General features: G+C 72.2%; 11 protein-coding genes. 4 read left to right on the forward strand and 7 right to left on the reverse strand.

Going from position 1 to position 12,881, the window contains the following annotated elements; genetic code table 11:
* Positions 1-55: 55 nt before the first annotated feature.
* Positions 56-1,087, reverse strand: a complete 1,032-nt coding sequence (locus C3486_RS18615) for an Lrp/AsnC family transcriptional regulator (protein WP_258052854.1) — start codon at positions 1,085-1,087, stop codon at positions 56-58.
* Positions 1,088-1,446: 359 nt separating this feature from the next.
* Here C3486_RS18615 and C3486_RS18620 point away from each other — a divergent pair, with 359 nt between their 5' ends.
* Entirely contained in the window at positions 1,447-2,088 is a 642-nt protein-coding gene (locus tag C3486_RS18620) for an SDR family oxidoreductase (RefSeq protein ID WP_258052859.1), read from the forward strand.
* 20 nt (positions 2,089-2,108) lie between these two features.
* Positions 2,109-3,083 carry an amidohydrolase family protein gene (locus tag C3486_RS18625; protein WP_103833853.1) on the forward strand — a complete coding sequence of 325 codons (975 nt, stop codon included), beginning with the start codon at positions 2,109-2,111 and terminating at the stop codon, positions 3,081-3,083.
* Between the two features lie 216 nt (positions 3,084-3,299).
* Here the strand turns inward: C3486_RS18625 and nrfD are convergent, their stop codons facing one another.
* The 3 genes from nrfD to fdh are packed head-to-tail and all read right to left on the reverse strand — an operon-like array spanning position 3,300 to position 8,505.
* Positions 3,300-4,286 (reverse strand): NrfD/PsrC family molybdoenzyme membrane anchor subunit, encoded by a 987-nt coding sequence (gene nrfD, locus C3486_RS18630; RefSeq protein ID WP_181138600.1) that lies wholly within the window; start codon positions 4,284-4,286, stop codon positions 3,300-3,302.
* Entirely contained in the window at positions 4,283-5,233 is a 951-nt protein-coding gene (locus C3486_RS18635; RefSeq protein ID WP_103833854.1) for a 4Fe-4S dicluster domain-containing protein, read from the reverse strand. Before C3486_RS18635 ends, nrfD begins: the two co-directional genes overlap by 4 nt.
* Positions 5,234-5,235: 2 nt before the next feature.
* Positions 5,236-8,505, reverse strand: coding sequence for a formate dehydrogenase (gene fdh / locus C3486_RS18640; RefSeq protein ID WP_103833855.1), 3,270 nt, complete (start codon positions 8,503-8,505; stop codon positions 5,236-5,238).
* A gap of 191 nt (positions 8,506-8,696) precedes the next feature.
* Here fdh and C3486_RS18645 point away from each other — a divergent pair, with 191 nt between their 5' ends.
* Positions 8,697-9,254 (forward strand): cysteine hydrolase family protein, encoded by a 558-nt coding sequence (locus C3486_RS18645; protein WP_103833856.1) that lies wholly within the window; start codon positions 8,697-8,699, stop codon positions 9,252-9,254.
* A gap of 85 nt (positions 9,255-9,339) precedes the next feature.
* Positions 9,340-9,672: a plasmid stabilization protein gene (locus tag C3486_RS18650; RefSeq protein ID WP_103833905.1), complete on the forward strand. Its 333-nt coding sequence runs from the start codon at positions 9,340-9,342 to the stop codon at positions 9,670-9,672.
* A 13-nt stretch (positions 9,673-9,685) separates the two neighbouring features.
* Here C3486_RS18650 and C3486_RS18655 read toward each other — a convergent pair whose 3' ends face one another.
* From C3486_RS18655 to C3486_RS18665, 3 genes are read right to left on the reverse strand one after another with little or no spacing between them, the layout of a single operon-like run.
* Entirely contained in the window at positions 9,686-11,071 is a 1,386-nt protein-coding gene (locus C3486_RS18655; RefSeq protein WP_103833857.1) for a S9 family peptidase, read from the reverse strand.
* A 19-nt stretch (positions 11,072-11,090) separates the two neighbouring features.
* Positions 11,091-12,419 carry an MFS transporter gene (locus C3486_RS18660; RefSeq protein ID WP_103833858.1) on the reverse strand — a complete coding sequence of 443 codons (1,329 nt, stop codon included), beginning with the start codon at positions 12,417-12,419 and terminating at the stop codon, positions 11,091-11,093.
* A complete protein-coding gene (locus C3486_RS18665; protein ID WP_103833859.1) occupies positions 12,416-12,871 on the reverse strand; it encodes a MaoC family dehydratase in 456 nt (151 codons plus the stop codon). Before C3486_RS18665 ends, C3486_RS18660 begins: the two co-directional genes overlap by 4 nt.
* Positions 12,872-12,881 lie beyond the last annotated feature (10 nt).

Below are 12,881 nucleotides of genomic sequence, written 5' to 3' on the forward strand. Positions count from 1 at the left end.
ACCCCCGCGCCCATCCCCGCGCCCGTCCCCCGCGTCCGCCCCCCCCCCGCGCCCGTCATGCTCGGCTGTGTGCAGGCCCGACGAGGCGATCGCCGGACAGCAGCGTGCCGGCCTGCTTGACGTGCTGCAGTACAGGCGAGACCTCCATGCTCTGCAGGCCGGCCAAGGAGCCGATGCGATCGGACGTGAACTCGAACAGCTCGTCGAGGTCCCGGCAGTGCGCCACCGCATGGATGTTGTGCGGCCCGGACACCGCCGCGGCGAAGGCGATCTCCGGTTCCTGCGCCAGCGTGCGGCCGACGGTCTTCACCGCCGACGGGTGCACGCGCAGCCACAGGTTCGCCCGGGCGTGATACCCCAGAGCGGCCGCGGCGATCTCGACATCGATGTGGACGACCCGGCTCCGGAGCAAGGCACCAAGACGGCGTGACACGCGCCCCGGAGTGGAGTCCGCCGCCGCGGCGAGGTCGACGAGGCTCGCACGGCCGTCCGCGGCAAGGGCGTCGAGGATCTTCTCGTCCTCGGCGGTGAGGCGTACGGGATCGCGGGCGACCACGGGTGACTCGGTGAACGGCGGACCGTCGCTGCCGAGCGCCGCTTCCTGCTCCGGAGTCAGCGCGCCGTGCAGCGCCGTCCAGTAGTGGCCCCGCCCGCCCACGAACTGGCGGAGCATCGCGAAGGCATTGATGTCGAGCACCGCAGCGGTACGCGGAAGCCGCCGCCCGAGCAGGTTCTCCCGCTGTTCCCGCGTACGCGACTGGGTGGCGCAGGTGATCTCGCAGCCCGCCGCGCTCAGGGCGACCCAGTTGACATCGTCGCGTCGGGCGAGCGCGTCGGCGATCGCCGCGACGCTGCCGGGGCGGCAGCGGAGCCGCACCAGCCATCTGCTCTGCCCCAGCGCCCCCGGGTTGACCATGCCGGCGACGCGGAGGACGCCCTCCGCGCGCAGCCGCCGGTACCGGCGGTTGACGGCACTCTCGGTGAGTCCGAGAGCGGCTGCGATCGAGGCGAAGGAGGCACGCGGAGCGATCTGCAGTGCGCGAATGATACGCACATCGTCCGGCTGCACAGCGACGGATTCAGACATGGAGGCACCTGGCATACGGGGAATCGTACGGACGGCCCTCTTCGGCTCGCTCCGGCGACAGTCCGGCGGACACACTCGTCCCGCACGGCCGCAGAGCCGTCATGGCGTCACCGGCCGGGCCCGCCTCCGTGCGTGTTTCGGTGACGCACACGAAAAGCTCACCACGTGAAGAACGGAGATGACGCCGGATGTCATCGACTGAACCCGGGCACGGCCCCGGGCAGGGACCCGAGCGCGAACCCGGGCAGGGGCCCGGGCACGACCCCGGGCACCACCCCGGGCACCACCCCGGGCACCACCCCGGGCAAGGCACGCCGACCGCTCTCCTCGTCGGCGCCTCGCGCGGCCTCGGGCACGCGATGGCGGCCGAATTCCTCGACAGGGGCTGGAACGTCATCGGCACGGTCCGCGACACCACGGCCCGCACACCCCTGCACGACCTCGCAGACCGGGCCGGCGGACGCCTGACCATCGAGCACCTCGACATCAACGAGCCCGGCCACCTGGCGCCCCTGCACGAACGCCTCGCGCGACGCCGGCTCGACCTGCTCTTCATCAACGCCGGCACCACGAACAACGAACAGACACCGATCGGCGCGGTGCCGACGGCCGACTTCGTCGAGGTGATGGTCACGAACGCCCTCAGCCCCATGCGCGTCATCGAAGCGCTCGAAGACCTCGTCACCCCCACCGGACTCATCGGAGTGATGTCGTCCGGGCAAGGCAGCATCACGAACAACACGAACGCGGGACGTGAGGTCTACCGGGGAAGCAAGGCGGCCCTGAACATGTTCCTGCGCAGCTTCGCCGTCCGGCAAGCCGGTACCCGGCGCGGCTTCGTCCTCCTGGCGCCGGGCTGGATCCGCACCGCGCTCGGCGGGCCGGACGCGCCGTACAGCGTCGAGGAGAGCGTCCCGCTGCTGGTGGACGTCCTGCTGGCCAAGCTGGGCACGCCCGGCCTTGAGTACCTGGACCGCACGGGCCGGACCGTCCCTTGGTAAGCCCGCAGAACCGTCCGGCCATGCCACGCATCGCTGTCGAAGAACACTGGGCCATGCCGGAATTGACGTCCGCCCTCCGGGCCGCGCGGCATCCCGACGAGAGTCTTCTCCTCAACGAGACGGGCGACAATGAGGAACGCCTGACGGACCTCGGGGCCGGCCGCATCGCAGCCATGGACGCGCAAGGCATCGACATAGCGGTCCTCGCCCTGACGCCGCCAGGGGCCCAGCCGTTGCCGCCCCAGGAGGCCGTGCAGCTCAGCCGCGCCGCGAACGACATGGCGGCGGCAGCCGTCGCCCGGCATCCCGACCGTTTCCGCGCGTTGTCCACGCTGCCCATGTCGTCGCCGAAGGACGTCGCGGACGAGCTGGCACGGGCCGCAGGCATGGGGCACGTGGGCACCATGGTCTACGGCCGGTCAGGCGACCTCTTCCTCGACGACCTCGCCTACGACGACTTCTTCTCCGCCGCTTCGGCGCTCGGCCAGCCGGTGTTCCTCCACCCTCAACTGCCCTCGGCGGCCGTCCGCGACGCGTCGTACCGCGGTTTCGATCCCATGACGGACCTTGCCCTCGCCACCTTCGGATGGGGATGGCACATGGACGCGGCGACGGCGGCGCTGCGGCTGATCCTGCGCGGTACGTTCGACCGGCATCCCGGGCTCCAGGTCGTGCTCGGGCACTGGGGCGAGATGCTGCTGTTCTGGCTGGACCGGGCCGACGGTCTCTCCCGTATCGCCGGGCTGCGGCGCTCCGTGGCGGAATGCATCCGGGCGAACTTCCATTTCACCGCCTCCGGCATGCTGAACCCGGCGCTCCTGCGGCATGCCTTGGCCGTCACCTCTGCCGACCGTCTGCTCTTCTCGACCGACTACCCCTTCCAACGGCCGGCCGGAGAAGAAATCGATGGCTTTCTGGCCCACTTTTCCTCGGACGCGGAACGTCAGCGGTTCTCCTCGGCCAACGCGGCATCCCTGTACGGCATCGACCGCTAGGTGAGGGGGCGGGGGCGGGGTGGTGGAGGGGCGGCGAGAGCGGGGCACGGGGAGCGGGGAGTGTGGGGCGGGGCGCGGGGGCGAGGGCCGCTGTACCGTTTCCGCCCCCTCTTCCCCCATGGGGGCGAAATGGGGTCCCCTTCTCAACACAGTACGCGGGGGTACTGACACCCCCCGCCCCCCACAGCCCCTGTCCCGCCCCCCCCGTCCCGCCCCCTACGACTCCGCCCGCACCTCTCGCTCCCGGTCCCGGCGTCGTTCCCGTTGCGGCTCCACCGTGTACTTCGGGTCCTCCGCCGAGGCCATGCCGGCGTGGAAGACGCCGAAGCGGGTGAGGGCCGAGCCGGTCAGCAGGGCCAGGCCGCCCGCGACGGCGGCCGGACGGCTGCGGCCGCCCAGCAGCCCTGCGGTGGCCGCGCCGCCCACCGTCAGCGCCTGTGCCCAGCGCATCAGCGTGCCGGCCTTGCCCGAGTGGTAGGTCTCGGCGACCATGCCGAGCCGCCGTTCGGCCGCGGTCGTGGCCGCCTTGTCCGCGGCGGCGGCCAGCAGCGCGGCGCACCGCGCGGGGCCGGTCTCCCGGGTGGGGGAGACCACCAGCGCCATGCCGGAGGCGGCGGCGGTCGCGGAGGCGGCGAAGAGGTACGGGAGTTCGCGGTGGGCGCCGTGCCAGGCGGGCACCGCCGTGTCGGCCGCGAGCACCGCGGTGTACGTCGCCACGGCCGGGCCGAGCAGCGCGGCCGCGCCGGTCGCCGCGGCCCCCACGCGCGGCAGCCGGCCGGTCACCGCGCTCGCGGCCGCCGCGCCCGCCATCGGCCCGTACCCGGCCAGCAGCCAGGAGCCGACGCTCATGGGGGAGGTGAGCTTGCAGACGCGGAGCATGTTGGCGAAGCGGTCCGGGCGGCCCAGGTCGTTGATGAGCGCCGCGGTGGACAGGGAGATCGCCGCGAGGGAGGAGACCTTCAGGGCCTTCGCCATCGTGCGGCGGCCGGTCAGCTGCGCGCCCGCCGCCAGTACGGAGCCGGCGCCCGCCAGTCCGCCGGTGAAGAAGTACCCGGCGATGTCCCGGTCCTTCCAGGACGGTGCCTTGATGACGGGGCGGCCGTAGTAGGAGTCGAAGTCGGCGCGCGGCACCATCAGTTCCTCGCCCTTGCCGCGACGCCCCTTCCCGCCCTTGGACCGGGTGCCGGTCGTCGGCCCGCTCATCGCCGTCCCTTCCGTTGCATGATCGCCGGGAGTACGAAGGACGTCACCGCGCCGGCCGCCAGGGTCAGGGCCGCGGCGCCCGCGTGCTTCCACATCGTGGGCAGGTCGCGGGTGGTGACCACCGGGTCCGGCGGCAGGCCGTACACCTCGGGCTCGTCCAGGAGGAGGAAGAACGCACCGTCGCCGCCCACGCCGTCCTCCGGGTCGTGGCCGTAGAGCCGGGCCTCCGGTACGCCTGCCTCGTGGAGCTGGTCGACGCGGAGCGCGGCGCGTTCGCGCAGTTCGTCCAGGGGGCCGAACTGGATCGAGTCGGTGGGGCAGGCCTTGGCGCAGGCCGGTTCCTGGCCGGCGCCGAGCCGGTCGTAGCACATGGTGCACTTGAAGGCCCGGCCGTCGTTCTCGCGCTGTTCGATGACGCCGTACGGGCAGGCCGGTACGCAGTAGCCGCAGCCGTTGCAGATGTCCTCCTGGACGACGACCGTGCCGTACTCGGTGCGGAAGAGCGAGCCGGTGGGGCAGACGTCGAGGCAGGCCGCGTGCGTGCAGTGCTTGCAGACGTCGGAGGACATCAGCCAGCGCAGGTCCCCGGCGGGGCGCTGCGGGTCGTCCTCGGCGAGCGGGAGTCGCGTACGGCCGTCCGGCGCGGGCGATTCCGCGGGCACCGGTACCCGGCGCGGCGCGGACTGTTCGATGAAGGCGACGTGCCGCCAGGTGGAGGCCCCGAGGCCCTGGGTGTTGTCGTACGACATGCCGGTGAGCGACAGGCCGTCCTCGGGGATCGCGTTCCACTCCTTGCACGCCACCTCGCACGCCTTGCAGCCGATGCAGACGGAGGTGTCGGTGAAGAAGCCGACGCGGTCGGGCGGGTTTTCGTGGCCCGCGTCGCCGGCCGGGTCGGGCTCGGGGCCGCTGAAGAGACTGCCGGTCTCGAAGAAGACGCCGGTCATGGCTACTGCTCGCTTCCCGTGAGCTCGGTGATCCCGGCGCGCCGCCGGTAGTCGGCGACCAGCCGCGGCAGGTCGGCGCCGCGCGGCCGGCGGCCGGGCCGGATGTCGGCGGTGAGGGCCTTGTCCTCCTGGATGTGCGCGTTGGGGTCCAGCGAGATGGCCACCAGTTCGTTGGCGGCGTCGCCGGTGACCACGCCGTTGGGTCCCCAGTGGAACGGCAGACCGATCTGGTGGACCGTGCGGCCCTGTACGGTCAGCGGCTTCATCCGCTCGGTGACCAGGACGCGTGCCTCGATGGCGTTGCGCGCGGTGACGATGGTGGCCCAGCCGGTGTGTGCCAGCCCGCGTTCGGCGGCCAGCTCCGGGGACACCTCGCAGAAGAACTCCGGCTGGAGCTCGGAGAGGTACGGCGACCAGCGGCTCATGCCGCCCGCCGTGAAGTGCTCGGTGAGCCGGTAGGTGGTGACCACGTACGGGTAGGTGTCCGCGCCGGGTTCGTCGCCGCTGGGGTGGTAGCGGTTGCCGGGCCGGGAGTGCACCTCGCGCGCGGGTGACCGGGAGCGGGAGGGATGGAGCGCGTTGGTGAACGGGGAGTCCTGCGGCTCGTAGTGGGTGGGCAGCGGCCCGTCGAGCAGTCCGGCGGGCGCGAACAGCCAGCCCTTGCCGTCGGCCTGCATGATGAACGGGTCGTCGCCGCGCAGCGCGTCCGGGCCCTCGGCGTCGTCCGGCGGTACGTACCCCGGCTCCTTGTCGGGGACGAAGTCCGGCACGTCGCGCCCGGTCCACTTGCCGGCCTCGGCGTCCCACCAGACGTACGCCTTGCGTGCGCTCCACGGGGTGCCGTCGGGCCGGGCCGAGGCGCGGTTGTAGAGGATGCGGCGGTTGGCGGGCCAGGCCCAGGCCCACTCGGAGGCGACCCAGTCCTGCTCGGTGTGCGGCTTGCGGCGGTCGGCCTGGTTGATGCCGTCCGCGTACACCCCGCAGTAGATCCAGCAGCCGCAGCTGGTGGAGCCGTCGTCCTTGAGCTGGGTGTAGGCGGAGAGCGGCGCGCCGTCCGGGCCGCGGCCGTTGATCTCGGCGAGCACGGCGTCGGCGACCGGCTCCTCCAGCTCGCCCTCCACGGGATAGTCCCAGGCCAGGTCCTGGATCGGCCGGTCCATGGGGTCGGTGGAGGCGGCCAGCTTCGCCTTGATGCGGCGGCCCAGGTGGTACATGAACCACAGGTCGCTGCGGGCCTCGCCGTCGGGCTCGACGGCGGCGTGGTGCCACTGCAGCCAGCGGTTGGTGTTGGTGAAGGAGCCGGACTTCTCGGTGTGCGAGGCGGCGGGGAGGAAGAAGACCTCGGTGCCGATGTCCTCGGTGCGCAGTTCGCCGGACTCGATCTCCGGGCCGTTCTGCCACCAGGTGGCCGACTCGATGAGGGAGAAGTCGCGGACCACCAGCCAGTCGAGGTTGGCCATGCCGAGCCGTTGCAGGCGGGCGTTGGCGGAGCCGACGGTCGGGTTCTCGCCCATCAGGAAGTAGCCCTTGCAGGCGCCGTCGAGCTGGGCGAGGACGATGTCGTAGGCGCCGTGCGAGCCGGTCAGCCGGGGCAGGTGGTCGAAGCAGAAGTCGTTCTCGGGCTGCGCGGCGTCGCCGTAGTAGGACTTCAGCAGGCTGACGAAATAGGCCCGCATATTGCTCCAGAATCCCTTGTCCGTACGGCTCGCCGTGACGAACGTGTCGAGATCCTCATGGGCGTGCGCGTGCGGCATCGGCAGATATCCGGGCAGCAGGTTGAACAGCGTCGGAATGTCGCTGGAGCCCTGGATGGAGGCGTGGCCGCGGAGCGCCTGGATTCCGCCTCCGGGGCGTCCGATGTTGCCCAGCAGCAATTGCAGGACGCTGGCCGCGCGAATGTACTGGGAGCCGACCGTGTGCTGCGTCCAGCCCACCGCGTACACGAATGCGCTGGTGCGGTCGGGGCCGGAATTCTCGGTGAGGGCTTCGCAGACGCGCAGGAACTGCTCCCGGGGTACGCCGCAGATCTCCGACACCATCTCGGGCGTGTAGCGCGCGTAGTGCCGTTTGAGGATCTGGAAGACGCACCGCGGGTGCTGGAGCGTGGGGTCCTGCGCGGGGGCCGACTCGGCCTGCGCGCCGCCCGAGCCGTGGGTCTCGGCGTGGCCCGCCGCGTGCAGGTGGCGTCCGGTCTCGGGGTCCTTCTGGAGCCGCTCGTCGTGCCGCTGTTCCACGTCGCCGGACGGGGCCTGTACGTCGGCGCCCTCGTACTGCCAGGTCTCGGCGTCGTAGCGGTGCTTCTCCTCGTCCAGGCCGGAGAAGATGCCGTCGAGGTCCTCGGTGTCCTGGAAGTCCTCGCTGACGAGGGTGGCGGCGTTGGTGTACGCGAGGACGTAGTCGCGGAACTCCTTGCCCTCGGTCAGGACGTAGTTGATGATCCCGCCGAGGAACGCGATGTCGGTGCCGGCCCGCAGCGGTACGTGCAGGTCGCACAGGGCGCTGGTGCGGGTGTAGCGCGGGTCGACGTGGATGACGGTCGCGCCGCGTGCCTTGGCCTCCATCACCCACTGGAAGCCGACCGGGTGCGCCTCGGCGAAGTTGGAGCCCTCGATGACGATGCAGTCGGCGTGCTGGAGGTCCTGCATGAAGGTGGTGGCGCCGCCGCGTCCGAAGGACGTGCCGAGCCCGGCGACCGTGGAGCTGTGGCAGACCCGGGCCTGGTTCTCCACCTGGATCACGCCGAGGCCGGTCAGCAGCTTCTTGATCAGGTAGTTCTCTTCGTTGTCCAGCGTGGCGCCGCCGAGGCTGGCGATGCCGAGGGTGCGGGCCACGCGCTTGCCGTCGGACTCCCACTCCCAGGTGTCGCGGCGGGTCTCGATGACCCGGTCCGCGATCATGTCCATGGCGGTGTCGAGGTCGAGCGGCTCCCAGTCGGTGCCGTGCGGCCGCCGGTACAGCACCTGGTGCTCCCGCGCGTCGCCGGTCGTGAGCTGGAGCGTCGCCGAGCCCTTGGGGCAGAGCCGGCCGCGGCTGACGGGGGAGTCGGGGTCGCCCTCGATCTGGACCACCTTCTCGTCCTTCACGTACACCTGCTGGCCGCAGCCGACGGCGCAGTAAGGGCAGACGGACTGCACCACCCGGTCGGCGGTCTCGGTGCGCGGCCGCAGCCCTTCGGTGTACCCGGACATCGCGGCGTGCCCGCGGCCGAGCGGGTCCTTGCCGGTGAGCTGCCGGTACACGGGCCAGTCGCGGATCAGCCGCTGCACGCCCATGGGTCCTCCAGCCGTCGGCGTTCGCTGTGCGGGCAGGCACGAGTGTCTCCAGGGTTGTCCCCGGGGCTGACGAGTGCCCGCCGACATGCCGCTCACACCCGCCGATCGGGGGAGCGTCGCGGCCCGTGCGGGCGCGGTGGGATGCGCGCGCCGAGGTGAGAAGCGGGCCGGAGCGGTCAACCCTGGGGGGTGTGAGTACTACTGCCCTCATCGTCATCGACATGATCAACACCTACGACCACGAGGACGCCGAGCTGCTGCTGCCGTCCGTACGGAAGGCGCTGCCGGCGGTGGTGCGCCTCATCGGCCGGGCGCGCGCGGACGGCGTGCCGGTGATCTACGCCAACGACAACTTCGGCGAGTGGCGTTCGCACCACGGCGAGATCCTGGAGACCGCGCTGTCCGGGCCGCACGCGGAGCTGGTGGACCCGGTCCGGCCGGACGACTCCTCGCTGTTCATCGTGAAGGCCCGGCACTCGATCTTCTACGAGACGCCGCTGGCCTATCTGCTGTCGCAGCTGGAGATCGACCACGTCGTGCTGTGCGGGCAGGTCACCGAGCAGTGCGTGCTGTACTCGGCGCTGGACGCGCACATCCGGCACCTGAAGGTCACCGTGCCGGACGACGCCGTCGCGCACATCCATCCCGACCTCGCCGACGCGGCGCTGCGGATGATGGAACGGAACATGAACACGCACATCTGTACGGTCGACACGCTGGACTGGGAGGCGGCGGCCCGTCGTGATTGACGGCCGCCGGGCCGGGCACTCGGGTGGCGGGAAAGAAGCCGAGCGGAACGCGAGGCGCGTTCCGCGGTAGGGAAAGGAGCGCATGATGCCCAGCGGCTCCAACGCCAAGCGCGAACGGCAGTACGAGCACATCAAGGAAGGTGCCGAGAAGCGGGGCACCTCCACCGGCCGGGCGAAGGAGATCGCCGCCCGCACGGTCAACAAGGAACGGGCGCGCTCCGGCGAGGCGAAGAGCGCGAGCAAGGAGTCGGTGCAGGACCGGAAGTCCGCACCGGAGCGGGGCGGCCAGCGCTCGGGCAACCGCACGGGCCCGAAGGGCCCGACCAAGGACCAGCTCTACCGTGAGGCCAAGGAGAAGAACATCGACGGCCGCTCCTCGATGACCAAGGACGAGCTGGCCAAGGCGCTCGGCCGCTGACCGCCGCCGCCACCTACTGCCCGTCGCCCGGGTGCGCCAGGTCGTACGGCCGCGGGTACGGGCCCGGACGGAAGGCGAGGTACCGCGCCGCCGTCGTCGGGTCGGACCGCCGCGCCTCCTGGTTGAGCCCGCCGGGTGAGGTGTCGCCCCAGTGGCCCGTCGCCACCCGGCGGCCGACCGTGTGCAGCGCGGCCAGCTGCTCGGCGGGCGTGAAGGTGCAGTGCCCGGCGTTGTCGACGAAGCCCTGCCGGAGCATGCCGCCCGCCCCGGCGGCGGTGACGGCCCGCCGGTGCGCCGCTTCCACCTGCACCGGGACCAGCGGGTCACCGGTGGTGTGCACGTCCAGCTGCGGGGTGCGCAGCTTCCCGGTGAAGGCGATGTTGCGGGTCATGTAGCGCACGGCGGCGGGGTCGGCCGTGATGCGGGGCGCACCGGCGAGCCTCCGCAGGTCTTCGCCCAGCGACCGCCCGGCCTTCCGGTACAGCGCCTTCACCTCTTCGTACCCCGCCGACCTGCGCAGCATCGCCGCGTAGTCCACGCCGGTGTTCCAGGACATGTTGCCGCCGGCCCGGTGCTCGGCCTCCTGGCGGCGCCGGAAGGCGGCGTCCAGCAGCATCGTGCTGACGACCCGGTACTGAGCGGCCTGCTGCGCCTCGTGGTCGTGCGGCGCCGGCCGGTCCTGCGCCGGGTCGGTCCAGCCGGGGATGTTGTGCAGGGCGGCGGCCAGCGCGATCCGGGCCCGGCCGGCCGCGGTGCGCTGGGCCTCGGAGACGACGCTGCCGAGCCGCCCTGCGGCCCGGTCCGCCGCGCCCGCGTCGGTGAAACCGGTCAGCGGGATGCCGGAGCCGGGCGCCAGCAGTGTTGTGAGGGCGAAGGCCGGGTCGAGGGTGGAGTTCCAGTTGGCGACGCCGCCCTGGACGAGGCCGCACAGGGACAGCGAGCCGTCGATGCGGCCGGGGTGCCGCTCGGCGAGGGCGGTGGTGACCAGGCCGCCGTAGGACTCGCCCCAGGCGAGCGTGCGTCGGGCCGGGCCCACCCGGCCGGCGAAGGCGTCGAGGGTGGCGAGCTGGTCGGGCACTGCCTGCTCCACCGCCCAGCCGGTGGTGGCGTACGAGGACCCGGCGAGCGCGTACCCCTCCGCCAGCAGCAGTTTCTTCGTGGCGTCGTCGGAGGCGTCCACCGCCTCGTTGGGTTCGCCCGCGGCCCGGTAGCCATGGCTGAACAGCAGCAGGGTGCCGTTCCAGCGGGCCGGGGTGTCGATGACGTACGTGGCGCCGGACGGCAGTGTGCCTTCGAGGTGGTGCGCCGGTGCCGGGGCCGCGGTGGCCGGGGCCGCGCCGGCGGCGAGGAGCAGCGCGACGGCGGCCGCGCCGGCCCGCGCGTGCTTGCGTACTCTCATCAAGCCTTTCCTTCGGTCGTCAGTGGACTTCTTCGGGGGCGGGACGCGGGTCCTGCGCGGCGAACCGGTCGCGGCTGGTCTCCCGGACCCGCCACACGGTGAGCGCGGTGACGGCGGCGCCCGCGGCCAGCAGCAGGGCGACGGGCGTACTGCTGCCGCCGTACGCGGCGAGCAGGCTCCCGGCGATCAGCGGCGAGAAGCCGGCGCCGAGCAGCGTCGCGGTCTGGTAGCCGAGCGAGGCGCCGGTGTAGCGGACGCGGGTGCCGAACATCTCGGTGAGCAGCGCGCCCAGCGGCCCGTACATCGTGGACTGCGCGACACCGTGCCCGAGGACGAGCGCGAGGATCAGCAGGCCGGGGCGGCCGGAGCCGACCAGTGCGAACACCGGGAACGCGGTGGCGGCCGACAGCACCGCGCCGGCCAGCACCACGGGCCGCCGCCCGAACCGGTCGGAGAGCGCCCCGGCGCAGGGCAGCACCACCAGCGCCGTGCACGAGGCGAGCGTGACGCCGGTGAGCACCTGGGTGCGGGTGAAGCCGTGCCCGACCGCGTACGAGACCATGAAGCTGGTCAGCAGGGACTGGGCGGTGAACGGGCCGATGCCGACGCACGCCGCGAGCAGCACGGCGCGCGGCCTGCGCACCACGTCGAGCAGTGGCAGCCGGGCGGTCGTCCGTTCCTCCTTGACCGCGCGGAACAGCGGGCTCTCGGTGACCTTCAGCCGTACGTACAGTCCGGCGAAGAGCAGGACCAGGCTGAGCAGGAACGGCACGCGCCAGCCCCAGGTGCGGAACTCCGCGTCGGGCAGGGCGGCGACGAGTGTGACGACGGCGGTGGACAGGACGGTGCCGAGCGGGGCGCCCAGCTGGGTGAGGCTGGTCCACCGGCCGCGCGGCCGCCCGCCCGCGTGCTCGGCCACCATCAGCGTCGCGCCGCCCCACTCGCCACCGATGGCGATGCCCTGGACGACGCGGAGCAGGACGAGCAGGACGGGCGCCCACACGCCGATCGCGTCGTAGGTGGGCAGCAGGCCGATGAGGAAGCTGCCGACGCCCATCAGCACCATCGTCGCCAGCATCATCGACTTGCGGCCGAGCCGGTCGCCGAAGTGGCCGAAGACGATGCCGCCGAGCGGCCGGGCGACGTACCCGGCGGCGAAGGTGCCGAAGGCCGCGACCGTGCCGGCCGCGGGATCGGCCGCGGGGAAGAACAGGTCGCCGAAGACGAGCGCGGCGACCGTTCCGTAGACCAGGAAGTCGTAGAACTCCACGGCCGTGCCGAGCAGGCCGGAGAGTGCGACCCGTCTCAGCTGCCGGGCTTCGTCCCGGGAGCCGCGCACGGCGGTCATCCGTAGAAGCGCGAGAGGCTGCGCAGGACGCAGGCGGGCTTGTCGGCGCCCTCGATCTCGACGGTGCCGTCGACCGCGATCTGCACCCCGCCCTTCACCTCGTCCACCGAGGCGAGCGTCGCGGCCAGCCGGATGCGCGAGCCCACCTTCACGGGCGAGGGGAAACGGACCTTGTCCAGGCCGTAGTTGACCTTCGTGGTGACGCCCTGCACGTCGAGCAGCTCGGTGAACAGGGGGATGAACAGCGACAGCGTGAGGTAGCCGTGCGCGATGGGCGCGCCGAACGGGCCCTCGGCCGCTCGCTCCGGGTCGGTGTGGATCCACTGGTGGTCGCCGGTGGCGTCGGCGAAGGTGTCGATGCGGTCCTGGGTGACCTCGATCCAGTCGCTGGTGCCCAGGTCGCTGCCGGCCAGCTTGGTCAGCTCGGCGAGGCCGTTGACGGTGACGGTCATGGGAGTTCTC

Origin of the sequence: Streptomyces sp. Ru73, from assembly GCF_002920575.1 — a bacterium.
In the GTDB taxonomy this organism is placed as follows: Bacteria; Actinomycetota; Actinomycetes; order Streptomycetales; family Streptomycetaceae; genus Streptomyces.

Excerpts from the sequence above, each read along its gene's own strand:
- fdh (WP_103833855.1), bottom strand. The coding sequence starts at position 8,505 with ATGGGCGTGCAGCGGCTGATCCGCGACTGGCCCGTGTACCGGCAGCTC.
- C3486_RS18650 (WP_103833905.1), top strand. The coding sequence starts at position 9,340 with ATGCCCAGCGGCTCCAACGCCAAGCGCGAACGGCAGTACGAGCACATC.
- C3486_RS18620 (WP_258052859.1), top strand. The coding sequence starts at position 1,447 with ATGGCGGCCGAATTCCTCGACAGGGGCTGGAACGTCATCGGCACGGTC.
- C3486_RS18635 (WP_103833854.1), bottom strand. The coding sequence starts at position 5,233 with ATGACCGGCGTCTTCTTCGAGACCGGCAGTCTCTTCAGCGGCCCCGAG.
- C3486_RS18615 (WP_258052854.1), bottom strand. The coding sequence starts at position 1,087 with ATGTCTGAATCCGTCGCTGTGCAGCCGGACGATGTGCGTATCATTCGC.
- C3486_RS18625 (WP_103833853.1), top strand. The coding sequence starts at position 2,109 with ATGCCACGCATCGCTGTCGAAGAACACTGGGCCATGCCGGAATTGACG.
- C3486_RS18660 (WP_103833858.1), bottom strand. The coding sequence starts at position 12,419 with ATGACCGCCGTGCGCGGCTCCCGGGACGAAGCCCGGCAGCTGAGACGG.
- C3486_RS18665 (WP_103833859.1), bottom strand. The coding sequence starts at position 12,871 with ATGACCGTCACCGTCAACGGCCTCGCCGAGCTGACCAAGCTGGCCGGC.
- nrfD (WP_181138600.1), bottom strand. The coding sequence starts at position 4,286 with ATGAGCGGGCCGACGACCGGCACCCGGTCCAAGGGCGGGAAGGGGCGT.
- C3486_RS18655 (WP_103833857.1), bottom strand. The coding sequence starts at position 11,071 with ATGAGAGTACGCAAGCACGCGCGGGCCGGCGCGGCCGCCGTCGCGCTG.